This window comes from Cellulosimicrobium sp. RS, from assembly GCF_046159675.1.
In the GTDB taxonomy this organism is placed as follows: Bacteria; Actinomycetota; Actinomycetes; order Actinomycetales; family Cellulomonadaceae; genus Cellulosimicrobium; species Cellulosimicrobium funkei.
The window spans coordinates 290,200-315,517 of the sequence record NZ_JBJXVU010000001.1; the positions used below are offsets into that span (position 1 = coordinate 290,200).

Below are 25,318 nucleotides of genomic sequence, written 5' to 3' on the forward strand. Positions count from 1 at the left end.
GGGGACGACGAAGGGCGCCGACCGTGCGGTCGGCGCCCTTCGTGGCGGTGCGGGGGGTGTCAGAACGCGCGGGTGATCATCGCGCGCTTGACCTCCTGGATCGCCTTCGTGACCTCGATGCCGCGCGGGCAGGCCTCGGTGCAGTTGAAGGTCGTGCGGCAGCGCCACACGCCCTCCTTGTCGTTGAGGATCTCCAGGCGCTGCGTGGCGCCCTCGTCGCGGCTGTCGAAGATGAAGCGGTGCGCGTTGACGATGGCGGCGGGGCCGAAGTACTGGCCGTCGGTCCAGAACACCGGGCAGGACGACGTGCACGCGGCGCACAGGATGCACTTGGTGGTGTCGTCGAAGCGCTCGCGCTGCGCGGCCGACTGGAGGCGCTCCTTGCTCGGCTCGTTCCCGGACGTGATGAGGAACGGCATGATCTCGCGGTACGACGCGAAGAACGGCTCCATGTCCACGACGAGGTCCTTGACCACGGGCAGGCCCTTGATGGGCTCGACCGTGATCGGCTTGTCGGGGTTGACGTCCTTGAGGAGCGTCTTGCACGCGAGCCGGTTGCGGCCGTTGATGCGCATCGCGTCCGAGCCGCACACGCCGTGCGCGCACGAGCGGCGGAACGTCAGGGAGCCGTCGTGCTCCCACTTGATCTTGTGCAGCGCGTCGAGGACGCGGTCGGTGCCGTGCGCCTGGACGGTGAACTCGTCCCAGTACGCCTCCTCGCCGTGCTCCGACTCCGGGGAGTAGCGGCGGACGCGGAGCGTGACCTCGAACGAGGGGATCTCCCCGGCCTTGGGCTCGGCGGCCGGGCTCTCGAGTGTGGCAGTCATCAGTACTTCCGCTCCATGGGCTCGTACCGGGTCTGGGTGACGGGCTTGGAGCCCAGGGCGACCTTGTAGCCGTCGAACTGCTCGACGTGGTCGAAGTAGCCCGCGACGTGCCCGTCGGCGACGTCGCTGGCGGACGTCGGACGGCGGTAGGCCATCGTGTGCAGCATGTAGTTGGTGTCGTCGCGGTCCGGGAAGTCCTCGCGGTAGTGGCCGCCGCGGGACTCCTTGCGGTTGATCGCCGCGACCACGGTGACCTCGGCGATGTCGAGGAGGAACCCGAGCTCGATCGCCTCGAGGAGGTCGGTGTTGAACAGGCGGCCCTTGTCCTGCACCGACACGTTCTTGTAGCGCTTCTGCAGGTCGCGGATGTCCGCGAGGGCCTGGTTGAGCGACTCGCCCGTGCGGAACACCTGGGCGTTGGCGTCCATCGTCTCCTGGAGCGCCTTGCGGACGTCGGCGACGCGCTCGCCGTCGGGACGGTTGCGCATCTCCTCGAGCTGCGCGACGACGGCCGCGGCGGGGTTCTCCGGGAGCTCGCTGTACGACGCGGTCGCGGCGTAGGCGGCGGCCGTGCGGCCGGCGCGCTTGCCGAAGACGTTGATGTCGAGCAGCGAGTTGGTGCCGAGACGGTTGGAGCCGTGCACGCTGACGCACGCGACCTCACCGGCGGCGTAGAGGCCCTTGACGACGTTGTGGCTGTCGCGCAGCACCTCGGCGTCGACGTTCGTCGGGATGCCGCCCATCGCGTAGTGCGCCGTGGGGTACACGGGCACGGGCTCGGTGTACGGCTCGATCCCGAGGTAGGTCCGGGCGAACTCGGTGATGTCGGGGAGCTTGGCGTCGATGTGCGCCGGCTCGAGGTGCGTGAGGTCGAGCAGGACGTAGTCCTTGTTCGGCCCGGCGCCGCGGCCCTCGCGGACCTCGTTCGCCATGGACCGGGCGACGATGTCGCGCGGCGCGAGGTCCTTGATGGTGGGGGCGTAGCGCTCCATGAAGCGCTCGCCGTCCGCGTTGCGCAGGATGCCGCCCTCGCCGCGGGCGGCCTCCGACAGGAGGATGCCGAGGCCCGCGAGGCCGGTCGGGTGGAACTGGAAGAACTCCATGTCCTCGAGCGGCAGGCCGCGGCGGTAGGCCAGGGCCATGCCGTCGCCTGTGAGCGTGTGCGCGTTGGACGTCGTCTTGAAGATCTTGCCCGCGCCACCGGTGGCGAAGATGATCGCCTTCGCCTGGAAGACGTGGATCTCGCCGGACGCGAGGTCGTAGGCGACGACGCCGGTCGCGGTGACCGTCTCGTCGTCGGGGATCTCGCCCGCGGAGAGGTCGTGGTCGGTGATGAGGTCGAGGACGTAGAACTCGTTGAAGAACTCGACGTCCTGCTTGACGCACTGCTGGTAGAGCGTCTGGAGGATCATGTGACCGGTGCGGTCCGCGGCGTAGCACGAGCGGCGCACCGCGGCCTCGCCGTGGTTGCGGGTGTGCCCACCGAACCGGCGCTGGTCGATGCGGCCCTCGGGCGTGCGGTTGAACGGCAGGCCCATGCGCTCGAGGTCGAGGACGGCGTCGATGGCCTCCTTGGCCATGATCTCCGCGGCGTCCTGGTCGACGAGGTAGTCGCCGCCCTTGACCGTGTCGAACGTGTGCCACTCCCAGTTGTCCTCCTCCACGTTCGCGAGCGCGGCGCACATGCCGCCCTGCGCGGCGCCCGTGTGCGAGCGCGTGGGGTAGAGCTTGGAGATGACGGCCGTCCGGACCTTGCCGGACGACTCCAGCGCCGCGCGCATCCCGGCGCCGCCTGCGCCGACGATGACGACGTCGTACTGATGGGTTTGCATCGGGGTCGATGCCTCCTGGGAGAGAGCCGGGTGGAGCGAGAGGAAGACGGGGGCGTGCGGTGGTGCGGTGCTCAGGCCGTGCAGAACGACGCGAGCAGCTCGGCCGGGGCGTTCGCGGGGCAGGGCTCGAACGTGAAGATCACGAGCGTGCCGAGGACCGTGACGATCGTGAAGGCGAGGTACAGCGCGAGCTTGAGGACGAGGCGAGTGCCGTCACGCTCGGCGTAGTCGTTGATGATCGTGCGGACGCCGTTGGTGCCGTGGAACATGGCGAGCCACAGCATGAGCAGGTCCCAGATCTGCCAGAACGGCGAGGCCCACTTGCCGGCGACGAAGCCGAAGTCGATCGCGTGCACGCCCTCGCCGACCATGAGGTTGACGAACAGGTGCCCGAAGATGAGGACGATCAGCACGACGCCGGAGGCGCGCATGAAGATCCAGCTGTACAGCTCGTAGTTGCTGCGCGTGGCCTTGCGGCGCTTGTACGGGTCGCGCGGGCTCGCGACCTCGACCGTGGGTGCGGCGGCCATCAGTGCCCCCCTCCGAAGACGTTCATCAGGTGGCGCGGCAGGAACCCGGCCATCGTCACGACGAACAGGCCGACGACGACCCAGAGCATCGTGCGCTGGTACCGCGGGCCCTTGGACCAGAAGTCGACCAGGATGATGCGGATGCCGTTGAAGGCGTGGAAGACGATGGCCGCGACCAGGCCCGCCTCACCGATGCCCATGATCGGCGTCTGGTACGTCCCGATGACGGCGTTGTACGCCTCGGGCGAGACCCGCACGAGCGCCGTGTCGAGCACGTGCACGAGCAGGAAGAAGAAGATGAGCACGCCGGTCACGCGGTGCGCGACCCACGACCACATGCCTTCGCGGCCGCGGTAGAGCGTGCCGGCTGGTGCACTGGGCACTTTGGGGGCCTCCTGTGGCGAGATCAGGGGGAGATGTCACGTTCCGGCCGTGGTCCGGAACTCCCTCAGTCCGGACCCCGGGACCGTCGTCGGCATCGGTCTCAGGGCTTCCACCATAGTGACATCGACGTCATGATGCGGACCGCCGGGGGCGGCGGATCGGCCCGCTGGCATGGGTTTGTGACTGATCCCACAGCCCGCGGGGGAACTGCGGCCCTCACTATGCTGGCCCTCATGGCCTCTTCGCCGCACGACTCCTCCGGCCCGTCCGGGTCGCCGATCCCCGGCTTCTTCGCCGTCGTCCCCGCGGGAGGCGCCGGCACCCGGCTGTGGCCGCTCTCGCGGGCGGGCTCCCCGAAGTTCCTGCTCGACCTCACCGGCTCGGGGCGCTCCCTGCTCCAGGCGACGGTCGACCGGCTCGTGCCGCTCGCGGGGGAGCAGGGCGTCGTGCTCGTCACGGGCGACCGGCACGTCGCGGCGGCGCGCACGCAGCTCCCGGGCCTGCCGGCCGAGAACGTGCTCGCGGAGCCGTCGCCCCGGGACTCGATGGCGGCCATCGGGCTCGCCGCGGCGGTGCTCGAGGCGCGGCACGGCGACGTCGTCGTCGGGTCGTTCGCCGCGGACCAGGTGATCACGGGTCGTGCCGCCTTCGAGTCCTCGGTGCGCGAGGCGGTGGAGGCGGCGCGCGCCGGGTACGTCGTGACGATCGGCATCGCGGCGTCGCGGCCGTCGACGGCGTTCGGGTACGTGCACAGCGGCGCCCCGCTCGGCGTCGCGGGGGCGCCGACCGCGCAGCACGTGCGCGGCTTCACGGAGAAGCCGGACGCCGCGACCGCGCAGCGCTACCTCGCGTCCGGGGAGTACCGGTGGAACGCCGGCATGTTCATCGTGCGCTCGTCCGTGCTCCTCGGGCACCTCGCGGACCAGCGCCCCGAGCTGCACGACGGCCTGCGCGCGATCGCGGCCGCGTGGGACGGCCCCGACCGCGACCGCGTGCTCGCGGAGCGGTGGCCGGCGCTCGAGCGGATCGCGATCGACCACGCGGTGGCCGAGCCGGTCGCCGCGGTCGGGGGCGTCGCCGTCGTCCCCGGCACGTTCGGGTGGGACGACGTGGGCGACTTCAACTCCCTCGCCGCCCTCCTCCCGTCCGTCGACGGGGCGGGCTCCAAGGTGCTCGGCGACACGGGGCGCGTCGTGCGACGCGAGAGCGCGGGCTCGGTCGTCGTGCCCGCGAGCGACCGCGTCGTGACGGTCCTCGGTCTCGACGACGTCGTCGTGGTCGACACCCCCGACGCACTCCTCGTCACGACGCGGGCGCGCGCGCAGCAGGTGAAGTCGATGGTCGACACGGTGCGCGAGCTCGGGATGGACGAGCTCCTGTGAGCGCCGACGTGACCCTCGCCGCCCGCATCGGGGCCGCCGTCGCGCGTCACGTGGACGAGGTCGTGGCGATCCGCCGCGACATCCACGCCCACCCCGAGGTCTCGCGCGCCGAGACGCGCACCACGGCGCTGCTCGCCGACCGCCTGCGCGCGGCGGGCCTCGAGCCGCGGCTCCTGCCGGGCACGGGGCTCGTGTGCGACGTCGGCCCGGAGCCGGGCACGACCGCCGCTGGCGTGCCCGACGGCGCGGCCGTCCCGGAGGGTCGCGTCGCCCTGCGCGCGGACATCGACGCGCTGCCGCTGCAGGACCGGTGCGACCTCCCGTGGGCGTCGACCGTGCCGGGCGTCGCGCACGCGTGCGGCCACGACGTGCACACGGCCGTCGTGCTCGGTGCCGGGCTCGTGCTCGCGGACCTCCACGCGCAGGGCGAGCTGCGCCGCGGCGTGCGGCTCGTGCTCCAGCCCGCCGAGGAGGTCCAGCCGGGCGGGTCGCTCGACGTCCTCGCGGCCGGGGCGATGGACGGCGTCGACGAGATCTACGCCGTGCACTGCGACCCGAAGGTCGACGTGGGTCGCATCGGCACGCGGATCGGCCCGATCACGTCGGCGTCCGACGAGGTCTCCGTGACGATCGCCTCCCCGGGCGGCCACACGTCGCGACCGCACCTGACCGGCGACGTGGTGTACGCGCTGGGCCAGGTCATCACGCAGGTCCCCGCGGTGCTCGGCCGTCGGCTGGACCCGCGCTCGGGCGTCAACCTCACGTGGGGGGCCGTCCACGCGGGCTCCGCGCACAACGCCATCCCGAGCACCGGCACGGTCCGCGGCACCCTGCGCTGCCTCGACGTGCGCGCGTGGGAGTTCGCGGGGCAGGTGCTGCACGACGCGGTGGAGCAGGTCGTCGCGCCGTACGAGGTCGAGGTGACCGTGCACCACACGCGGGGCGTCCCGCCCGTCGAGAACGACGAGCGCTGCACCGGCCTGCTCGAGGCCGCCGCGCGCGACGTCCTGGGCCCGGACAGCGTGGTGCTCACCGAGCAGTCGCTCGGCGGCGAGGACTTCGCCTGGTACCTGACGAAGGTGCCCGGGGCGATGGCCCGCCTCGGCACGCGGACGCCGGGCGGGCGCAGCTACGACATCCACCAGGGCGACCTCCAGGTGGACGAGCGCGCGATCGGCCTGGGCATGCGGCTCCTCGCGCGCGTCGCCGCGGGCCAGGACGGGTGAACCGGTCCCGACCCGTGGACAGGGGTGTGTCACGCCTCAGACGCAAAGTGACGCTTGCATAACGAAGCGCCCGCGTTACCGGCAAGTAACGTGCTGGACCCCTCGGGCTGATTAGTCTTCGGTCCTATAGAGGCCGACGGACCGGTCCTCCCGTGCAACGGTGCTCGGGAGGGCCCAGGGGTCCTTCCCTGCGCGGCACTGCTACGAGAACGACAGGAGCTATCAGGTGAAGAGAGCGACTCAGGTCACCGCCCTCGCGGCGGTCGCCGCGCTCGCGCTGGCCGCGTGCGGCGCCGCGCCCGAGGACGACGAGACGAGCGGCGGCGGCGACAGCACCGCGGGCGGCAACTCCGACTTCTCCGCGTGCATGGTCTCCGACGCCGGCGGGTTCGACGACCAGTCCTTCAACCAGTCGGGCTACGAGGGCCTCGAGAAGGCCAAGACGGAGCTCGGCATCACGACGCACGAGGTCGAGTCCCAGGCGGACACCGACTACGGCCCCAACATCGACAGCCTCGTCCAGCAGGGCTGCAACCTCATCATCGGCGTCGGCTTCCTCCTCGAGGACCCGATCCAGTCGGCTGCCGAGGCGAACACGGACGTGCACTTCGCCCTCATCGACTCGGCGTTCAGCAACCCGGGCGCCACGGCGGACGACCCGCCGGAGTCGGTCGAGATCGACAACGCGAAGCCGATCCTGTTCAACACCGCGGAGGCGGCGTTCCTCGCCGGGTACCTCGCGGCGGGCATGACCGAGACGGGCACGGTCGCCACGTTCGGCGGCATCCAGATCCCGTCGGTCGCCATCTTCATGGACGGCTACGCCGACGGCGTCGCGAAGTACAACGAGGACAACGGCACCGACGTCAAGGTCCTCGGCTGGGACAAGGAAGCGCAGACCGGCACGTTCACCGGCGACTTCGACAACCAGGCGAACGGCCAGAACGTCACGCAGGGCTTCATCGACCAGGGCGCGGACATCATCATGCCCGTGGCCGGCCCGGTGGGCCTCGGTGCCGCCGCGGCGGCCGAGAGCGGTGGCGCGAAGATCATCTGGGTCGACTCGGACGGCTTCCTCACGACGGACTACGGGAGCATCATCCTCACGTCCGTGATGAAGCAGATCGGCCCGGCGGTCTTCGACACCGTGAGCGAGTCGGCGGACGGCAACTTCACGAGCGAGCCGTACGTCGGCACGCTCGAGAACGAGGGCGTCGGCCTGGCGCCGTTCCACGACTTCGAGGACGCGGTCCCGGCCGAGCTGCAGGACCAGATCGCCCAGTACCAGGAGCAGATCATCGCGGGCGACCTCGTCGTCGAGTCGCCGAACGCGCCGTGACGCGACGCTGAACCCGCCGGCCGCCCACGGGCGACCGGCACCGGTGGCCCGGGCCCAGCGCCCGGGCCACCGTCATGACGACGACGGTGTCGTCGGGGCCGCGACGACGCGCCGCGCTCCCGCGAGTGCGGTTCGATGGAGTACCTCGACGGGATCGGGGTCGACACCGCGGTACGACTGCGAAGCACGAGGAGAGGCAGACCGGTGAAGCTGGAGCTGCGAGGGATCACGAAGGTCTTCGGGTCCCTGGTCGCCAACGACCACATCGACCTGGTCATCGAGCCCGGCGAGATCCATGCCCTGCTCGGGGAGAACGGGGCGGGCAAGAGCACGCTCATGAACGTGCTGTACGGGCTGTACGACCCGGACGACGGGCAGATCCTCGTCGACGACGTGCCCGTGCAGTTCGCGGGCCCGGGCGACGCGATGGCCGCCGGTATCGGCATGGTGCACCAGCACTTCATGCTCGTCCCGGTGTTCACCGTCGCCGAGAACGTCGCGCTGGGGCACGAGCCCGTGAAGGGCGCGGGTCTCATCGACGCGCGCCGCGCGCGCCGCCTCGTCCAGGAGATCTCGGACCGGTTCGGGTTCGAGGTGAACCCGGACGCGATGGTCGAGGACATCCCCGTCGGCGTGCAGCAGCGCGTCGAGATCATCAAGGCCCTGTCGCGCGACGCGCGCGTCCTCATCCTCGACGAGCCGACCGCGGTCCTCACACCGCAGGAGACGGACGAGCTCATCGCGATCATGCGCGAGCTCAAGGCCGCGGGGACGTCGATCGTCTTCATCACGCACAAGCTGCGCGAGGTGCGCGCCGTCGCCGACCGCATCACGGTCATCCGCCGCGGCAAGGTCGTCGGCACCGCCGACCCGAGCGCGAGCGAGACCGAGCTCGCGTCCCTCATGGTCGGGCGCTCCGTCTCCCTCGGGGTCGACAAGGCGCCCGCGGAGAACGGTGACACCACGTTCCACGTCGACGAGCTCACGGTCATGGACGACGCCGGCACGGCCGTCGTCGACCGCGTGAGCCTGGAGGTCGCGCGCGGCGAGATCCTCGTCGTCGCGGGGGTCCAGGGCAACGGCCAGACCGAGCTCACGGAGACGATCGTCGGGCTGCGCAAGCCGGTCGCGGGCTCGATCCTGCTCGACGGCAAGGAGCTCGTGGGGCGCAGCGTGTCCCAGGTGCTCGAGGCGGGCGTGGGCTACGTGCCCGAGGACCGCAGCACCGACGGGATCATCGGGACGTTCTCCGTCGAGGAGAACCTCGTGCTCGACCTCGTGACGTCCGCGCCCTACTCGCGCGGCGGCGCGCTCGCGCGCGGCACGATCCGCGCGAACGCGGAGCAGCGCATCGGCGAGTTCGACGTGCGCACCCAGTCGGTCGAGACCCCGGCGGGCACGCTCTCCGGCGGCAACCAGCAGAAGGTCGTCCTCGCGCGCGAGATGTCGCGCCCGCTGCGCCTGTTCATCGCGTCGCAGCCGACGCGCGGCCTCGACGTCGGCTCGATCGAGTTCGTGCACCGGCGCATCGTGCAGGAGCGCGACAACGGCACCCCCGTGATCATCGTGTCGACGGAGCTCGACGAGGTGCTCGCCCTCGCCGACCGGATCGCCGTCATGTACCGCGGCCGCGTCGTCGGGGTCGTGCCCGGCGACACCGACCGCGACGTCCTCGGCCTCATGATGGCCGGGGTCCCGCTCGAGGAGGCCGTCGTGCAGGCCGCCGAGCACCACACGACCCTCGGCGAGGCGGACGCCGTCGCCGAGGACGCGCCGTCGGGCGCCACGCAGGACGCGGCCGCCGCCCGCGAGGAGGAGATCCAGTGACCCAGCAGGCCACGCCCGACGACGCGTCGGCGCTCCCGCCGACGGCCGCACCGCCGAGCGACCCCCAGAAGCCGGAGGCGCCCGCCGGGCAGGGCGTCCTGCGCGAGATGCTCGAGAGCAGCTGGCTCGTCTCGCTGCTCGCGATCGTCGCCGCGCTGGTCCTCGGCGGCGTCCTCATCGCGGCCGCCGACCCCGCGGTCCAGGAGGCGGCGTCCTACTTCTTCGCGCGCCCATCGGACTTCTTCCAGGCCGTCTGGGACGCGGTGTTCGGCGCGTACGCCGCGCTCTTCCAGGGCGCGGTCCTCAACGTCGACGCGCCCGACGTCTCGCGGGCGCTGCGCCCCCTCACCGAGACGATGACGGTCGCGACGCCGCTCATCCTCGCGGGCCTCGGGCTCGGCATCGGCTTCCGCGCGGGCCTGTTCAACATCGGTGCGCAGGGCCAGATCATCCTCGGCGGCATCTTCGCCGGGTTCGTCGGCTGGACGTTCGCGCTCCCGCCGGGGCTGCACCTCCTGCTCGCCGTGCTGGGCGCCGCGCTCGGCGGGGCGCTGTGGGCGAGCATCGCGGGCGTGCTCAAGGCCCGCACGGGCGCCCACGAGGTGATCGTCACGATCATGCTCAACAACATCGCGATCTACCTCGTCGCGTACCTGCTCACGACGAAGCCGTTCCAGGCGCCGGGCAGCTCCAACCCGATCAGCCCGCGCATCCCGGGGAACGCGCAGTTCCCGCTGCTGCTGGGCGAGGGCTTCCGCCTCCACGCGGGGTTCGTCCTCGCGCTGCTCGTCGCGGTCGGCGTGTGGTGGCTCATGGAGCGCTCGACGCTCGGCTTCCGCTTCCGCGCCGTCGGCGAGAACCCGCACGCGGCCCGGACAGCAGGCATGTCGGTCCCGTGGACGACGGTGTGGGTCATGGCCATCGCGGGCGCGCTCGCGGGTCTCGCGGGCAGCGCGCAGGTGCTCGGCACGGAGCACGTGCTCACCGCGGGCGTCGCGGCGAGCTTCGGGTTCGACGCGATCACGGTGGCGCTGCTCGGGCGGTCCCGTCCGCTCGGGACGGTGCTCGCCGGCCTGCTGTTCGGCGCGCTGCGCGCGGGCGGGTTCGTCATGCAGGCCCGCACGGGCACGCCGATCGACATCGTCCTCGTCGTGCAGTCGCTGATCGTGCTCTTCATCGCCGCGCCGCCGCTCGTGCGGGCGATCTTCCGCCTCCCGACCCCGGGCGGCCCGACACGCGCCGAACGGCAGGCAGCCCGCCGCCGCGCGAAGGCCGTCCCGACCACGACGACCACGCAGGAGGCCGGAGCATGAGCACCGCGACCACCACCCCGGCACCGGCCGCCGCGCCGGAGCGCGCGGCCAAGCCGCTGCCGCCCATCAGCTGGAAGGCCCCGGTCGCGTACGGGGTCATCGGGCTGCTGGCCCTCGTCTTCTTCGCGCTGCTCCCTGCGGGCGGCCAGCAGACGACGTTCCGCCTCTCCACCGCGAAGGACTTCTTCCAGATCGAGCCGATCACGGTGAGCTCCACCGGGGCGGCGCTGTTCCTGTCGATCCTCGCGCTGCTGCTCGCCGGCCTGTCGTTCTGGGCCGCGCGCGACCGGCGCAAGGTCGGCGTGTGGCTGCCGATCGTGTACGGCGTCGCGGTCGTCTTCGCGTTCCTCTCCTGGGCCGGGGCCGGGAAGTCGGCGATCCCGCTGACGGGCCTGCTCCAGGGCTCGCTCTTCCTCGCGGTCCCGCTCGTGTTCGGCGCGCTCTCCGGCGTGCTGTGCGAGCGCGTCGGCATCATCAACATCGCGATCGAGGGCCAGCTCCTCGCGGGGGCCTTCCTCGCCGCGGTCGTCGCCTCGCTCACGTCGTCGGCGTACGCCGGCCTCATCGCCGCGCCGATCGCGGGCGCGCTCGTGGGCGTGCTGCTCGTGATCTTCTCGGTGAAGTACTGGGTGAACCAGATCATCGTCGGCGTCGTGCTCAACGTGCTGGTCGTCGGCGTGACGAGCTACCTCTACTCGACGGTCCTCAGCGCGGACCCGGCGACGTGGAACTCGCGCAACCCGCTGCCCGTCATCGAGATCCCGGTGCTGTCGCAGATCCCGGTCGTCGGGCCGGTGCTGTTCCGCCAGACCCTCCTCGTGTACCTCATGTACGTGGTCGTGATCCTGCTGCAGGTCTTCCTGTTCCGCAGCCGCTGGGGCCTGCGCCTGCGCGCGGTCGGCGAGCACCCGAAGGCCGCCGACACCGTCGGCATCAAGGTCAACGCGACGCGCGTGCGCAACACGATCCTCGGCGGCGCGGTCGCCGGCCTCGGCGGCGCGTTCTTCACCGTCGCCGCGGGGCTCGCGTTCGGCAAGGAGATGACGGGCGGCAAGGGCTTCATCGCGCTCGCCGCGATGATCCTCGGGCGCTGGAACCCCGTCGGCGCGCTCGTCGCGGCGCTCCTGTTCGGGTTCTCGGACAACCTCCAGACGGTGCTCGGCATCGTCGGGACGCCGATCCCGAGCCAGATCATGCTCATGACGCCGTACGTCGTGACGATCTTCGCCGTCGCCGGCCTCGTCGGGCGCGTGCGCCCGCCGGCCGCCGAGGGCATCCCCTACGTCAAGTGAGGACGGCATGACGGACGTGCACGACGGCGGTACCCGGCCGGGCGGGGGGACGGGCCCGGACGGGGCCGCCACCGGGCCGGCCGTCGACTGGGACGCGCTGCGCACCGCGGCGCGCGACATCATGACCCGCGCCTACGCGCCGTACTCGGGCTTCCCCGTGGGTGCGGCCGCGCTCGTGGACGACGGCCGCGTCGTCGTCGGCTGCAACGTGGAGAACGCCGCGTACGGCGTGACGCTGTGCGCGGAGTGCTCGCTCGTGAGCTCGCTCGTCGGCTCGGGCGGCGGCCGTCTCGTGGCGTTCGCGTGCGTCGACCGGCACGGCGCGCCGCTCATGCCGTGCGGCCGGTGCCGCCAGCTCCTGTGGGAGCACGGAGGGCCCGACCTGCTGGTCGAGACGGTGCGTGGTATCAAGACGATGAGGGACGTGCTGCCCGACGCCTTCGGGCCCGAGGATCTGGAGGAGCGCTCGTGACCAGCGACGACGTGGCCACGCAGGACGGCATCGAGGACGACGGCGAGGACCGCGCCACCGAGGGGCCGGCCCCGGAGGCGTTCGACGCGGTCGACGTCATCCGGACCAAGCGCGACGGGGCGCGGCTCGCGCCCGAGCAGATCGACTGGGTGATCGACGCGTACACGCGCGGCGTCGTGGCCGAGGAGCAGATGGCCGCCCTCGCGATGGCGATCTACCTCAACGGCATGGACCGCGCCGAGATCGGCCGCTGGACGCAGGCGATGATCGCGTCGGGCGAGCGCATGGACTTCTCGGGGCTCTCGCGCCCGACGGCGGACAAGCACTCGACCGGGGGAGTCGGCGACAAGATCACGCTGCCCCTCGCGCCGCTCGTCGCGGTGTACGGCGTCGCGGTGCCGCAGCTCTCCGGCCGCGGCCTGGGCCACACGGGCGGCACGCTCGACAAGCTCGAGGCGATCCCGGGGTGGCGAGCGGCGCTGACCAACGCGCAGATGATGAACGCGCTCGAGCACGTCGGCGCCGTGATCTGCCAGGCGGGCTCGGGCCTCGCGCCCGCCGACCGCCTCCTGTACGCGCTGCGCGACGTCACGGGGACGGTCGAGTCGATCCCGCTCATCGCGAGCTCGATCATGAGCAAGAAGATCGCGGAGGGCACGGGCGCGCTCGTGCTCGACGTGAAGGTCGGCTCGGGCGCGTTCATGAAGGAGCTCGGCTCGGCGCGCGAGCTCGCGCGCACGATGGTCGACCTCGGGACCGACGCGGGCGTGCGCACGGTCGCGCTGCTCACCGACATGTCGACCCCGCTCGGCCTCACGGCGGGCAACGCGCTCGAGGTGCGCGAGTCCGTCGAGGTGATGAAGGGCGAGGGGCCGCAGGACGTCGTCGACCTCACGGTCGCGCTCGCGCTCGAGATGCTCGCCGGGGCGGGCCGCCCGCAGGACGAGGACGACGTGCGCCACGCGCTCCTGGGCGGGCGCGCGCTCGACAAGTGGCGCGAGATGATCGCGGAGCAGGGCGGCGACTCGCGCGCCCCGCTGCCCGTCGCGCGCGAGCGCGAGCACGTCGTGGCCGACCGCGACGGGGTGATCGAACGGCTCGACGCGTACGCCGTCGGGGTCGCCGCGTGGCGTCTCGGGGCGGGCCGGGCCCGCAAGGAGGACCCGGTGCAGGCGGGCGCGGGCGTCGAGCTCTTCGCCAAGCCCGGCGACACCGTCCGCAAGGGCCAGCACCTCATGACCCTGCACACCGACACCCCGGAGCGCTTCGAGCGCGCGGTGCAGGCCCTCGACGGCGCGTGGTCCGTCGCGGAGCCCGGCACCGTGGTCGAGCGCGGCTCGGTCGTCCTGGACCGCGTCGACTGAGCGTGACGGGCGACGAGCAGGCCCCGCCCGAGCCGGCCGACACGCGTCGGCCGCGGTCGGTCTACGGCGTGGGGACCGAGCCCGACGCGCGGTTCAGCCTCGCCAACGAGCGCACGGCCCTCGCGTGGGTGCGCACCGGGCTGGGCCTGGTCGCGGGCGGCGTCGCGCTGACGTCGTTCGCGACGTTCGCGGGCATGGCGGGCCTGCTCGACGTCGTCGCGGGGGTCGCGTGCCTCGCCGGCGCCGGGTTCGCGGGCTACGCGCTCGTGTCGTGGCGCCGCAACGAGCGGGCGCTGCGGCTGCGGTGGCGCCTCCCGGCGCCGAGCGGCCTGCCGGTGCTCGTGGTCGGCGTCGTCGTGCTGGCCCTGCTGCTCGCGGGCTACGCCGTCGGGGCGGCGACCGGAGGGTGAGCGTGCCGTCGGGAGAGCTGGGCGCCGTGCCGCCGCGGGACGAGGGCCTGCAGCCCGAGCGCACGGCGCTCGCGTGGCAGCGCACGGTGCTCGGCGTCGTGGTGGGGGCGCTCGTGCTCGCCGCCGCCGGGCTGCGCTCCGGCTCCGTGGTCACGGTGTGCGCGGCGGTCGCGGTGGCGGTGCTCGCGCTCGTCCCCGCGGTGCTGCGCCCGCCGACCGGCGGGCTCCCGCGCGACGGGCGGCTGCACTCGTGGTCGTTCCTCGTGCGCGTCGGCGGCCTCGTCGTCGTGCTCGCCCTCGTGGGCGCGGCCTGGGCGTTCGGCCGGGTCCTCGGCGGTGCCGCGTGAGGCGCGGTCCGGGGGCGCTGCGGGCGACCGACGTCGCGCGCCTCCTCCCGGCGCGCACCCTGCCGCCGTCCCCGCCGCCCGGCGCCTACGCGCCCGACGCCGCGACCTCCCACGTGCTCGACCTCGCGCGCCGCGCGGGACACCCCGAGCAGCGCGTGCGCGCGCTCGCGACGACCCTCGACGGGCTGCGGCCCGCGGACCGGCGTGCCGTCGTCGACCCGCTGCGCCGGCTCGACCGGCCCGACGAGGGGCCCGCGGTCCGGCCGCTCGAGATCGAGGGCGCGCCCGCGCGCCAGACCGACGGGACGACGTGCGGCTCGGCCGTACTGGGCCTCCTCGCCGCGGCGGGCGACCCGGTGCTCGCCCTGTGGCTCGCCACCGGGCTGCGCCCGGGGGACGCCGCGCGGCACCACCCGGAGGACGCTCGCGCACGGGGTGGCGTCGAGCGGTTCCGGACGCTCCAGCAGACGCTCAAGCGCCGCACGAACCGGCGCGCGCTCGGGCCGCTGCCGTGGCCCGCGGCGCTCGGGACGCCACCCTGGGGCGCCGCTCGGACCGCACGCCACGCGGACGTGCGGTTCGTGGACCGGGTCGTCGCGGGGCCGGGCGCGGAGCGCGTCGCGCGCGCCGCGCTCGCCGCGGCGGCGCGCGGCGTGCCCGTGCCGCTCTTCACCGGGGGAGACCTCGCGCTCGGGCTCGCGACCGCCGTCCCGCGCCACGTCGTGCTCCTCACCGACGCCGACGCCGGGGCGGGGTGGTGCCGGGTCTACGAGCCGTCGTCGGGCACGCTCGGCACCGTCGCGGCGGGCGCGCTCCTCGACGGTGCCCGGGTGCCCGCCGTGCGCCGCGCGCTCGGGGGCTGGCCGCACGTGTGCTGGGCGCTCCTGCCCGACGGCCGCGCTGGCGAGGGGGCGCGCCCGGCGGCAGGATGGGCGCAGCCGCCACGACCGTGGTGAGCACGCCGATCGTCGAGGAGGAGTCGCGATGAGCACCGTGCCCGGGAACGACGCATGGCGGGACGCCGGTCTGGACGAGCAGGGCGAGGACGCCGTCAGCCTGGTGGAAGAGGTCGAGGACGACGACCCCGGGGTCGAGGACCCCGTGCACGAGGTCGACGAGTACCAGCCGCGGACCCCGCGCCCCGACCTGGAGGGCGAGGCCGCCGAGGCCGACGTCGTCGAGCAGGCGTCCGCCGTGCCCGGCAGCGACGACGACTACGCCTGACCGTCCGCACCCGGCCGGTGCGCTCGGCGCGAGGCGGGGCGTACCGGCCGGTACCGTGAGCGCATGACCACCGAGAACGCCCCGCTGACGGTCGACGTCATCCGCGCGCTGCCCAAGGTCGTGCTGCACGACCACCTCGACGGCGGGCTCCGCCCCGCCACGATCCTCGAGCTCGCCGCCGACGTGGGGCACCAGCTCCCCGCGGACGACGCCGAGGCGCTCGGCGCCTGGTTCGCGGAGTCCGCGGACTCCGGGTCGCTCGTGCGCTACCTCGAGACGTTCGACCACACGATCGCCGTCATGCAGACGCGCGACGCCCTCGCCCGCGTGGCCCGCGAGGCGGTGCTCGACCTCGCGCGCGACGGCGTCGTGTACGCCGAGCAGCGCTGGGCGCCCGAGCAGCACCTCCAGCGCGGCCTCACCCTCCAGGAGACGGTCGACGCCGTCCAGTCCGGCATCGAGCAGGGCGTCGCCGAGGCGGCCGCGGAGGGGCGGACCATCCGCGTCGGGCAGCTCGTCACCGCGATGCGGCACGCCGACCGCTGGTCGGAGATCGCGGAGCTCGCGGTCGCGAACCGCGGGAACGGCGTCGTCGGGTTCGACATCGCGGGCGCGGAGGACGGCTTCCCGCCCTCGCGCCACGTCGAGATCTGGCGCTACCTGGCCGAGCAGAACTTCCCCGTGACGATCCACGCGGGCGAGGCGGCGGGACCGCAGTCGATCGCCGAGGCCGTGCACCTCGGCCAGGCGAGCCGCATCGGTCACGGCGTCCGCATCGTCGAGGACATCGCGTTCGACCCGGAGTTCCCGCACAGCGCCGAGGGCGAGCCCGGGACGGCCGCGCTCGGCCTCCTCGCGCACTGGGTCCGCGACCACCAGGTCCCGCTCGAGCTGTGCCCGTCGTCGAACGTGCAGACCGGGGCGGCGACGTCGATCGCGGACCACCCGATCACGCGCCTCAAGGAGCTCGACTTCGCGGTCACGCTCAACACCGACAACCGGCTCATGTCGCGCACGACGATGACCCAGGAGATGGCGCTCCTCGTCGAGCACGCCGGCTGGACCATCGACGACCTCGCGGACGTCACGATGACCGCCGCGTGGAGCGCGTTCGTGCACCACGACGAGCGTCGTGCGCTCGTCGACGACGTGATCCTCCCCGGCTACCAGCAGATCGAAGGAGCGCAGCTGTGAGCGACACGACCGGCACGCAGCCCCTGGACGCGGCGGGCCTGGCCCGCTTCGTCGACCACACGCTGCTCAAGCCAGAGGCCACCCCCGCGGACGTCGCGGCGCTCGTCGAGGAGGGCGTCCGCCTGGGCGTCTACTCCGTGTGCGTCTCCCCGTCGATGCTGCCCCTGGACCCGGCGACCACGCGCGAGCGCGGGCTGCTCGTCGCGACGGTGTGCGGCTTCCCGTCGGGCAAGCACCACAGCGACGTCAAGGCGTTCGAGGCGGCCCGGTCCGTCCGCGACGGCGCCGACGAGGTCGACATGGTCATCGACGTCGGCGCGGCCAAGGCCGGCGCGTGGGACGCGGTGCGCGACGACGTCGCGGCCGTCCGCGCCGCCGTCCCTGTGGACAGGGTCCTCAAGGTCATCATCGAGTCCGCCGCGCTCACGGACCACGAGATCGTCGAGGCGTGCCGCGCGTCCGAGGCGGCGGGCGCGGACTTCGTCAAGACCTCGACCGGGTTCCACCCGGCCGGAGGCGCGTCGACGCACGCCGTCTCGATCATGGCCGAGACCGTCGGCGGTCGCCTGGGCGTCAAGGCGTCCGGCGGCGTCCGCACGCTCGCCGACGCGCTCGCGATGATCGAGCACGGCGCCACGCGCCTCGGGCTGTCCGGCACCGCCGCCGTCCTCGCGGGGTTCGACGGCGCGGACGCCCCCTCCGCCGGGGACGCGGGCTACTGAGCGTCGTGACGGCGGCGGTGACCGTCGTCGCGCAGGTGTGACGAGCCGGGGTCCCCGGTCACCGGAACGTTCCGGCGACCGGGGACCCCGGCTCGTGGTGGCTCAGAGGCCGAGCGCGCGCGTCATGTCGGCCTTGACGCGGTCGATGCGGTCGCGGGCGAAGGCGCGGGCCGCGGTGAGGTCGTCGTGCGAGGCGTCCGGGGCTACCGGGACCACGACCTCCAGGTAGCACTTGACCTTCGGCTCGGTGCCGCTCGGGCGCACGATGACGCGCGTGCCGTCCGCGGTGAGGATCCGCACGCCGTCCGTCGGCGGGAGCCCGTCCAGGCCCGCGGAGAGGTCGGTGACGTCGGAGACGCCGGCCCCCGCGAGGGTGCGCGGGGGAGCGGCCCGCAGGTGGGCCATCGTCTCGCCGATGCGGTCGAGGTCCTCGAACCGGGCGGAGAGCTGGTCGCTCACGTGCAGACCGTGGGCGCGCGCCAGGTCGTCGAGCGCGTCGACGATCGAGCGCCCCTCGGCCTTGAGGCGGTTCGCGAGCTGCGCGACGAGCAGCGCCGCGCTGATGCCGTCCTTGTCCCGCACGTGGGCCGGGTCGACGCAGTAGCCGAGCGCCTCCTCGTAGCCGAACACGAGGCCGTCGACGCGCGAGATCCACTTGAACCCGGTGAGCGTCGTCGCGAAGCCGAGCCCGTGCGCGGCCGCGATCTTGCCCAGCAGCCGCGACGACACGATCGAGCAGGCGAGCACGCCCCCCGTGGCGCCCGACGCGGCGACGCGACGCGCGACGTCGTCGCCCAGGAGCGCGCCGACCTCGTCGCCGTGCAGCATGCGCCAGCCGTTCGACCGGGCCGTCTCCGCGCCCTGGTAGGTCCCGACGCGCGGGTCGAGCACCGCGACGGCGCACCGGTCGGCGTCGGGGTCGTTGGCGAGCACGACGTCGGCCGCCGCGTCCTGCGCGACGGCGAGCGCGAGGTCCATCGCGCCCGGCTCCTCGGGGTTGGGGAACGCGACGGACGGGAAGTCGGGGTTCGGGTCGAGCTGCTCCTCGACCGGCACGACCGTCGTGAAGCCCGCGTCGCGCAGGACGTGCGCGACCGTCTCGCCGCCCACGCCGTGCAGCGCCGTGGTGACGACCTTGAGGTCGCGCCGTGCGCCGTCGGACAGCGCGAGGACCGACCGCTCGTAGGCGACGACGACCTCGCGGTCCAGCACGGTCCACCCGGACGACGCGCGCGGGACGGACCGCGCCGGCCCGACGGCCGCGATCGCGGCGGCGATGTGCGCGTCGTACGGCGGGACGATCTGTGCGCCCTGGCCGGAGTCGGTGACGACGCGGCCGCCGAGGTAGACCTTGTACCCGTTGTCGGCAGGCGGGTTGTGGCTCGCGGTCACCATGACGCCCGCGTCGGCGCCGAGGTGGCGCACCGCGAAGGCGAGGACGGGCGTCGGCAGGGCCGACGGCAGCACGAGCACGTCGAGGCCCGCCGCGGTGAGCACGGCCGCGCTGTCCACCGCGAACGTGCGGGAGCGGTGCCGCGCGTCGAACCCGACGACGACGCGCGGGCGCGCCGCGCCGCCCGCGCCCGCCGGGCCGAGGGTGTCGAGCAAGTAGGCGCCCAGGCCCGCGGCCGCGCGGATCACGACCGCGCGGTTCATGCGGTGCGGCCCCGCCTCCATGCGCCCGCGCAGGCCCGCCGTGCCGAACTCGAGCGGGCCGGAGAACCGGTCCTGCAGGTCGGCGAGCGCCCGCACGCGCACGTCGTGCTTGCGCGGGTCGGGGGAGTCGACGAGCTCGAGCAGACGGCGCAGCTCGTCCTGGTCGCTCGCGTCGACGTCGTCGTCGATCCACGCCGTGACGCGCGCGAGGAACGCCGCGTGGTCGGTCCCCGGGTCGAAGGTCGGGTCGTCGGCCGGGTCGGCCCGGTGCCCCGCAGTGCGGTCCGTCATGTCACACCAGCTTCGCGATGTCGGCCAGGAGGGCGCTGATCCGGGGTCCCGCGGCCTGGCCGGCCTCGATGACCTCGGCGTGGGAGAGCGGCGTCGGGCTGATCCCGGCGGCGAGGTTCGTCACGAGCGAGACGCCGAGCACCTCCAGGCCGCAGTGCCGGGCCGCGATGGCCTCGAGCGTCGTGGACATGCCCACGAGGTCGGCGCCGAGGATCCCGGCCATCCGGACCTCGGCGGGCGTCTCGTAGTGCGGCCCGGGGAACTGGGCGTACACGCCCTCGGGGAGCGTCGGGTCGACGCGGTGCGCGAGCTCGCGCAGGCGCGGCGAGTACACGTCGGTCAGGTCGACGAACGTCGGCCCCTCCAGAGGGCTGCGTGCCGTGAGGTTGATGTGGTCGGAGAGGAGGACGGGCGTGCCCGCGCCCCACTCCTGGTTGAGCCCGCCGCAGCCGTTCGTGAGGATGAGCGTCTCCGCGCCCGTCGCGGCGGCCGTGCGCACGCCGTGCACGACGGCGCGCACCCCCTTGCCCTCGTACAGGTGCGTGCGCGAGCCGAGCACGAGGGCGTGCCGCACCGAGCCGTCGGCGCGCTCGACCCGGATGGACCGCGTCACCGAGAGGTGTCCCGCGACCGCGGGTGCGGAGAAGCCGGGGATCTCGTGCGTCGGGACCTCCGCGACGACCTCGCCGAGCAGCTCCGCGGCGCCGCCCCAGCCCGACCCGAGCACGAGGGCCATGTCGTGGCCCTCGACCCCGGTGGCCTGCGCGATGTGGTCGGCCGCGGCCCGGGCCACGAGGAAGGGGTCGGTCGCGGGATCGTCGAGCGGGGGTGTGCTCGGAGGCGTCGTCGTCATGGTCGCAAGGCTAGTCCGTCCCCGGGCCCGCGACCTGACGAGCACCGCCGTCCCGTGCGGCGCGCCGGACCTGCCGCGACGTCTCGCATGCTGACATCGAGGGACGCGACGGCCTGACAGAATGTCCGGCGTGACGCACGTGAGCATGGACTCCTCGACCGCCCCGGACAGCACCCGCATCGTCGTCGTGGGGGGTGGGCCCGGCGGCTACGAGGCCGCCCTCGTCGCCCGTCGCCTCGGCGCCGACGTCACCGTCGTCGAGCGCCACGGGCTCGGCGGCGCGGCCGTCCTGACGGACGTCGTCCCCTCGAAGACGCTCATCGCCACCGCCGACTGGATGACGATCGCCGAGCGCGCCGCCGAGCTCGGCATCCGCCTCCCCGTCGACACGGCCAAGGCGCAGCACCCCGCGATGCGGCGGCACATCGTCGACCTCGAGGCCGTGAACACGCGCGTCATGGCGCTCGCGGCGGCGCAGTCCGCCGACATCCACGCGCGGCTCGAGCGCGAGGGCGTGCGCGTCGTCATCGGCGAGGGCCGGCTCGACGGCCCCGAGCGCGTCGTGGTCGACGCGCCCGACGGCACCGACGGCCCGCTCGTGCTCGACGCGGACGTCATCCTGCTCGCGCTCGGCGCGACGCCACGCGTGCTCCCGACCGCGCAGCCCGACGGCGAGCGCATCCTCACGTGGACGCAGCTCTACAACCTCTCCGAGCTCCCGGAGCGGCTCGTCGTCGTGGGGTCGGGCGTCACCGGCGCCGAGTTCGCGGGCGCGTACAACGCGCTGGGCTCGGACGTCGTGCTCGTGTCGAGCCGCGACCGCGTGCTCCCCGGCGAGGACGCCGACGCCGCCGAGCTGCTCGAGGGCGTGTTCCGCTCGCGCGGCATGACGGTCATGTCCCGCTCGCGCGCCGAGTCCGCCGAGCGCACCGAGGACGGCGTGCGCGTCACGCTCTCCGACGGCCGCGTCGTCGAGGGCTCGCACGTGCTCATCGCCGTCGGCGCGATCCCCTCGACGAGCGGCATCGGCCTCGAGGAGGCCGGGGTCCGGCTCACGCCCAGCGGGCACGTCGAGGTCGACAAGGTGTCGCGCACGTCGGTGCGCGGGATCTACGCCGCGGGCGACTGCACCGGCGTGCTGCCCCTCGCGTCCGTCGCGGCGATGCAGGGCCGCGTCGCCATGTCGCACGCGCTCGGCGACGCCGTCGTGCCGATCAAGCTGCGCACCGTCGCGGCGAACATCTTCACGGCGCCCGAGATCGCGACCGTCGGGTACAGCGAGGAGCAGCTCAAGGCGCAGAGCAGCAAGTACGTCACGACGGTCCTGCCGCTCGCGCGCAACCCGCGCGCCAAGATGCTCGGGATGCGCGACGGCTTCGTCAAGCTGTTCGCCCACCCGGAGGCGGGGGTCGTGCTGGGCGGCGTGGTCGTCGCGCCGCGCGCGAGCGAGCTCGTGTTCCCCATCACGCTCGCGGTCTCGCACCGCCTCACGGTCGACGACGTCGCGTCGGCCTTCACCGTCTACCCGTCGCTCAGCGGCTCGATCGCCGAGGTGGCGCGCATGCTGCACCACCGGGAGGACTGAGCACCCGCAGGCGGTCCCGGCGGGCGCGGCGCCTCAGCCGAGCGCGGCGGCCAGCCGGCGGGCGCTCGCGGCGGGGTCCTCGGTGCCCGTGACGAGCGTGCGGTGCGCGAGGCTCCGCGTCCCCGGGTCGTCGAACCACTCGGCGAGGAAGTCGTGCCCCGCGGGTCGCCAGTCGGTGCCCTTGGCGGCGAGGGAACGGGCACGCAGCACGCCGAGCGCGTGCTCGCGGTCGGTGCTCGGCAGCACGAGGACGACGTGCGGGACGGACGCGAGCGCGGCGCGGACGCGGGCGAGCTGCGCGGGGTCGGTGTACGACGCGTGCCCCGCGCCGAGCGCCAGCACCGAGCCCGGGTGCTCCGCGACCGCGCGCTCCGTCGCGTGCGCGCGGGCCGGCTCCCACTCGCGCTCGGCCGCCACGCGGCCCACCACGCCGACGCGCTCGACGAGGCGCTCGACGCTCCAGCCGACCTCGGGGTAGTAGCGGTCGGCCACGGCGTCGAGGTCGACGAACGGCACCCCGAGCCGCTGCGCGACGAGCGCGCCGAGCGTCGACTTGCCGGTCGCCGCGGGACCGAGCAGGACGAGGACGGGCGCCGGGGGACGAGCACCCGGCACGTCAGAGCCGTCCGTCGAGACGCAGGCTCCCGTCCGACCAGGCGAGCTCGGTGAGCTGGAAGCCGGGGAACGTGTGCTCGAGCACGCCGCCCAGGAGCGCCTGCACGTCGACCGCGACGCGCGCCTCGGGCAGCACGCGCACGGCCTCCGGCGGCAGGCCGTGCGAGCGCAGCGCGCCCTGCAGCGGCGCCTCGACGAAGCCGAGAAGCTTGTGGGCGGGCAGGCCGGCCGCGCTCGCCTCGACCGCGAGCACCGCGGTGCCCGCGACGACGGACTCCACGCGCAGCGTCGCGCGGACGACCGGGACGAGCCGGGCCGCGAGCCGGAGGGCCGACGGCGGGTCGGGCACCTCGCGCAGGTCGACGACGACCCGCACGTCGTCGCCCTCGCTCGCGACCGACCGCACGTACGGCGGCAGGCCGCCCGTCGCACGGGCGATCTCGACGGCTTCGGTCACGGTCAGCTCGATGCGCACCCGTCGACCCTAACCCGCCGCCCCGCGCTCGGGTCGGGCCGCGGGCGCCGGGATCCCGGGCCGAGGTGGCCGGGACGGGTCTCAGTCCTGCGCGCGGAGCTCGGCGAGCAGCGGGCGGTGGTCGGACGTCGTGACGTCGAGGACCTCGACCGACCGGAACGTCACCGCGGGGGAGCCGAGGACCCAGTCGATGCGGTGCGCCGGAGCCTCGGCGGGCGACGTGAGCGCCGCGGGATCGCCCGCGACGTCCTGCCCGCTCTCGAGACCGGCGTCCTCGAGGAGGGCGATCTCGTCCCAGCCGGGCTCCGCGTTGAGGTCGCCCGCCAGGACGTACGCGTCCTCGGCCGGCTCGGCGGCGAGGAGAGCGTCGAGCTGGTCGAGGCGGGTCGGGGTGTTCTCCTCCCGGTGCTGCACGTGCACCGACGTGACGCGCACCGGGACGCCCGCGGCGTCGACCGTGGCGGAGACGGCCGAGCGCTCCTGGGGACCGGCGCCGTAGGGGAGTGAGTGGCGCACGACGTCGGTGAGCTCGCCCCGCAGCGGGTCCCAGAGGATCGCGTTGCCGAACTGGCGGTCGGCCGCGGGCGCGAAGACGACCCGCATGCCCGTGGCGCGCGCGAGGTACGTCGCCATGTCGGCGCCGCCGCCGAGCACCCAGCCGCGGGACACCTCCTGGAGCGTCACGACGTCGGCCCCGGACTCCGTGATCGTCGCCGCCATCTCGTCGAGCCGGACCGACGGGTCGGCGCTCACGCCGTAGTGCAGGTTCCAGTCCAGCAGCCGGAGGTCGCCCACCGGGTAGTCGGCGACGGCGGACGTCGTCGTCGGCACGTGGACCTGGGTGACGCCGACGAGCGCGAGCAGCGCGACCGCGCCCCCGAGAGCGAGCGCGAGCGGCCCGCGCTGCCGAGGGGCGGGCCGCTCGTCGTCCGGGGTCGGCGCATCGCGGTGCGCACGCCTCCCCGCGACCACGGCGGGGACGGCCACCGCGAGCGCGGCCGCGACGGGCAGCAGGGTGTGGGGGAACGGCAGCGACACGTCGTACTCGAGCTGGTAACCCAGGAGCGGGACCGCGACGCCGAGACCCGCGGCGCTCGCGGCGCCGGCGAGCCGGAGCCACGTGAGCGGCAGGGCCGGGCGGGTCAGCGCGAGGGCGAGCGAGCGCCCCGCGACCGGGACCAGCAGCACGAGCAGGGCGAGCAGCACCCAGCCCCACGCGCCCGGCCCGTCGAGGCGGGGGACGGCGAGGAGGACGACGGCGACGCCCACCACGAGCACCGCGGGCGGGAGCCACACCGCACCGGGACCGGACCGCGCGGGGCGCGGGACGGCCCAGGCCGTGAGCAGCGCGGCGACGGCGAGCCCGGCGACCGCGAACGGGAGCGCGACCCCCGTCTGCGCCGCCGCGAACGCCGGGTTGACCAGCACCTGCACGGCGAGCGCGACGAACGGGCCGAGCACCCACAGCCCGCGCGACCCCGGCAGGGCGTCGCGCCCGCGCAGCACCCACGCGCAGGCGAGCGCCGCCCCCGTGACGGCGGCCGTCACGACCCACGCGCCGACGTCGGCCCGCCAGTAGGCGTCCCACGTGCCCAGGACCGCGCTCAGCGCCGCGGCGAGGAGGGCGCCGAGCACGACGCCCAGGGCCACGAGGCGGCCCCGTGCGAGGCCGTCGGCAGCGCCCGCGCGGACGCCGCTCGCGAACCCCGCCACGAGGACGAGCACGCCAATCCCGAGCGCGACGGTCGCCAGGCCCACGCCGTACCGGACGAGCCCGAGGTCCGCGCCCGAGGCGATCGCCGTGCCGAGCCCCTGGAGCACGAGCCGCGCCACGACGAGCGCGGAGACGGCGAGCAGCACGACGCGGCCGGTGAGCTCGAGCCGCGCGGCGATCATCGCGACGAGCAGCCCCGGCGCCGCGTACGTCGCGAGGGCCGTCAGGGCCACGGTGACGACCCCCGCGGAGAACGCGTGGTCGAGCAGCGGGCCGCTCGACCGCACGAGCTCGACCACCGTCGCCGTGACGGTGACGACGAGGAGCAGGAGGGCGAGGTCGGCGCGGTCGCGCGGGACGACGGGGGCCGGCGCGGGGTTCACGAGGTGTGACGCTACCGCCCCGGGCCCGCGCGGCACAGGGCGGCCGGTGTCCGGGCGGGCG

24 protein-coding genes are annotated in these 25,318 nt (G+C 74.1%); 15 read left to right on the plus strand and 9 right to left on the minus strand.

Annotated elements, in window-relative coordinates; all coding sequences use genetic code 11:
* Positions 1–59: 59 nt before the first annotated feature.
* From ACI769_RS01250 to sdhC, 4 genes are all read right to left on the minus strand, one after another.
* Complete coding sequence (locus ACI769_RS01250; RefSeq protein WP_034651163.1) at positions 60–827, minus strand: succinate dehydrogenase iron-sulfur subunit; 768 nt, start codon at positions 825–827, stop codon at positions 60–62.
* Complete coding sequence (gene sdhA, locus ACI769_RS01255; protein ID WP_076405240.1) at positions 827–2,659, minus strand: succinate dehydrogenase flavoprotein subunit; 1,833 nt, start codon at positions 2,657–2,659, stop codon at positions 827–829. The genes ACI769_RS01250 and sdhA overlap by 1 nt, the downstream gene beginning before the upstream one ends.
* A gap of 71 nt (positions 2,660–2,730) precedes the next feature.
* The gene (locus ACI769_RS01260) at positions 2,731–3,189 is read right to left on the minus strand and encodes a succinate dehydrogenase hydrophobic membrane anchor subunit (RefSeq protein WP_021481378.1); all 459 of its coding nucleotides are present in this window, start codon (positions 3,187–3,189) and stop codon (positions 2,731–2,733) included.
* On the minus strand, positions 3,189–3,572 hold the full coding sequence (gene sdhC / locus ACI769_RS01265; RefSeq protein ID WP_021481379.1) for a succinate dehydrogenase, cytochrome b556 subunit: 384 nt from the start codon (positions 3,570–3,572) through the stop codon (positions 3,189–3,191). Before sdhC ends, ACI769_RS01260 begins: the two co-directional genes overlap by 1 nt.
* A gap of 234 nt (positions 3,573–3,806) precedes the next feature.
* On the opposite strand from sdhC, the gene ACI769_RS01270 reads away from it, so the two are divergent.
* The 14 genes from ACI769_RS01270 to deoC all read left to right on the plus strand — a co-directional run bounded on the left by ACI769_RS01270 (position 3,807) and on the right by deoC (position 17,685).
* A complete protein-coding gene (locus ACI769_RS01270; RefSeq protein ID WP_114552702.1) occupies positions 3,807–4,955 on the plus strand; it encodes a mannose-1-phosphate guanylyltransferase in 1,149 nt (382 codons plus the stop codon).
* Positions 4,952–6,181, plus strand: coding sequence for an amidohydrolase (locus ACI769_RS01275; protein ID WP_114552697.1), 1,230 nt, complete (start codon positions 4,952–4,954; stop codon positions 6,179–6,181). Before ACI769_RS01270 ends, ACI769_RS01275 begins: the two co-directional genes overlap by 4 nt.
* A 226-nt stretch (positions 6,182–6,407) precedes the next feature.
* On the plus strand, positions 6,408–7,520 hold the full coding sequence (locus tag ACI769_RS01280; RefSeq protein WP_395413729.1) for a BMP family protein: 1,113 nt from the start codon (positions 6,408–6,410) through the stop codon (positions 7,518–7,520).
* 204 nt (positions 7,521–7,724) lie between these two features.
* The gene (locus ACI769_RS01285) at positions 7,725–9,347 is read left to right on the plus strand and encodes an ABC transporter ATP-binding protein (RefSeq protein ID WP_409141068.1); all 1,623 of its coding nucleotides are present in this window, start codon (positions 7,725–7,727) and stop codon (positions 9,345–9,347) included.
* Complete coding sequence (locus ACI769_RS01290) at positions 9,344–10,660, plus strand: ABC transporter permease (protein ID WP_051027472.1); 1,317 nt, start codon at positions 9,344–9,346, stop codon at positions 10,658–10,660. Before ACI769_RS01285 ends, ACI769_RS01290 begins: the two co-directional genes overlap by 4 nt.
* A complete protein-coding gene (locus ACI769_RS01295) occupies positions 10,657–11,952 on the plus strand; it encodes an ABC transporter permease (protein ID WP_034651148.1) in 1,296 nt (431 codons plus the stop codon). The genes ACI769_RS01290 and ACI769_RS01295 overlap by 4 nt, the downstream gene beginning before the upstream one ends.
* 7 nt (positions 11,953–11,959) lie before the next feature.
* Positions 11,960–12,424 carry a cytidine deaminase gene (locus ACI769_RS01300; protein ID WP_114552696.1) on the plus strand — a complete coding sequence of 155 codons (465 nt, stop codon included), beginning with the start codon at positions 11,960–11,962 and terminating at the stop codon, positions 12,422–12,424.
* 29 nt (positions 12,425–12,453) lie between these two features.
* Positions 12,454–13,788, plus strand: coding sequence for a thymidine phosphorylase (locus tag ACI769_RS01305; protein WP_114552701.1), 1,335 nt, complete (start codon positions 12,454–12,456; stop codon positions 13,786–13,788).
* A gap of 2 nt (positions 13,789–13,790) precedes the next feature.
* Positions 13,791–14,198, plus strand: coding sequence for a YidH family protein (locus tag ACI769_RS01310; RefSeq protein WP_034651145.1), 408 nt, complete (start codon positions 13,791–13,793; stop codon positions 14,196–14,198).
* A gap of 2 nt (positions 14,199–14,200) precedes the next feature.
* Positions 14,201–14,545 (plus strand): DUF202 domain-containing protein, encoded by a 345-nt coding sequence (locus ACI769_RS01315; protein WP_396050938.1) that lies wholly within the window; start codon positions 14,201–14,203, stop codon positions 14,543–14,545.
* The gene (locus tag ACI769_RS01320; protein WP_409141069.1) at positions 14,542–15,501 is read left to right on the plus strand and encodes a hypothetical protein; all 960 of its coding nucleotides are present in this window, start codon (positions 14,542–14,544) and stop codon (positions 15,499–15,501) included. Before ACI769_RS01315 ends, ACI769_RS01320 begins: the two co-directional genes overlap by 4 nt.
* Before the next feature lie 28 nt (positions 15,502–15,529).
* Complete coding sequence (locus tag ACI769_RS01325) at positions 15,530–15,769, plus strand: hypothetical protein (protein WP_009863298.1); 240 nt, start codon at positions 15,530–15,532, stop codon at positions 15,767–15,769.
* A gap of 63 nt (positions 15,770–15,832) precedes the next feature.
* On the plus strand, positions 15,833–16,963 hold the full coding sequence (locus tag ACI769_RS01330; RefSeq protein WP_114553819.1) for an adenosine deaminase: 1,131 nt from the start codon (positions 15,833–15,835) through the stop codon (positions 16,961–16,963).
* The gene (gene deoC, locus ACI769_RS01335; protein ID WP_409141070.1) at positions 16,960–17,685 is read left to right on the plus strand and encodes a deoxyribose-phosphate aldolase; all 726 of its coding nucleotides are present in this window, start codon (positions 16,960–16,962) and stop codon (positions 17,683–17,685) included. Before ACI769_RS01330 ends, deoC begins: the two co-directional genes overlap by 4 nt.
* A 102-nt stretch (positions 17,686–17,787) precedes the next feature.
* Here the strand turns inward: deoC and ACI769_RS01340 are convergent, their stop codons facing one another.
* Both ACI769_RS01340 and ACI769_RS01345 read right to left on the minus strand, forming a co-directional pair.
* Positions 17,788–19,632: a phospho-sugar mutase gene (locus ACI769_RS01340; RefSeq protein WP_409141071.1), complete on the minus strand. Its 1,845-nt coding sequence runs from the start codon at positions 19,630–19,632 to the stop codon at positions 17,788–17,790.
* Between the two features lies 1 nt (position 19,633).
* Positions 19,634–20,485 carry a purine-nucleoside phosphorylase gene (locus tag ACI769_RS01345; protein ID WP_031316850.1) on the minus strand — a complete coding sequence of 284 codons (852 nt, stop codon included), beginning with the start codon at positions 20,483–20,485 and terminating at the stop codon, positions 19,634–19,636.
* A 121-nt stretch (positions 20,486–20,606) separates the two neighbouring features.
* Between ACI769_RS01345 and ACI769_RS01350 the strand changes: the two genes are divergently transcribed.
* Entirely contained in the window at positions 20,607–22,070 is a 1,464-nt protein-coding gene (locus ACI769_RS01350) for an NAD(P)H-quinone dehydrogenase (RefSeq protein ID WP_061267658.1), read from the plus strand.
* A 33-nt stretch (positions 22,071–22,103) separates the two neighbouring features.
* Here ACI769_RS01350 and ACI769_RS01355 read toward each other — a convergent pair whose 3' ends face one another.
* From ACI769_RS01355 to ACI769_RS01365, 3 genes are all read right to left on the minus strand, one after another.
* Complete coding sequence (locus tag ACI769_RS01355) at positions 22,104–22,685, minus strand: shikimate kinase (protein ID WP_409141072.1); 582 nt, start codon at positions 22,683–22,685, stop codon at positions 22,104–22,106.
* 1 nt (position 22,686) lies between these two features.
* On the minus strand, positions 22,687–23,160 hold the full coding sequence (locus ACI769_RS01360) for a hypothetical protein (protein ID WP_034653947.1): 474 nt from the start codon (positions 23,158–23,160) through the stop codon (positions 22,687–22,689).
* 81 nt (positions 23,161–23,241) lie between these two features.
* Complete coding sequence (locus ACI769_RS01365; RefSeq protein WP_409141073.1) at positions 23,242–25,257, minus strand: endonuclease/exonuclease/phosphatase family protein; 2,016 nt, start codon at positions 25,255–25,257, stop codon at positions 23,242–23,244.
* Positions 25,258–25,318: the final 61 nt, after the last annotated feature.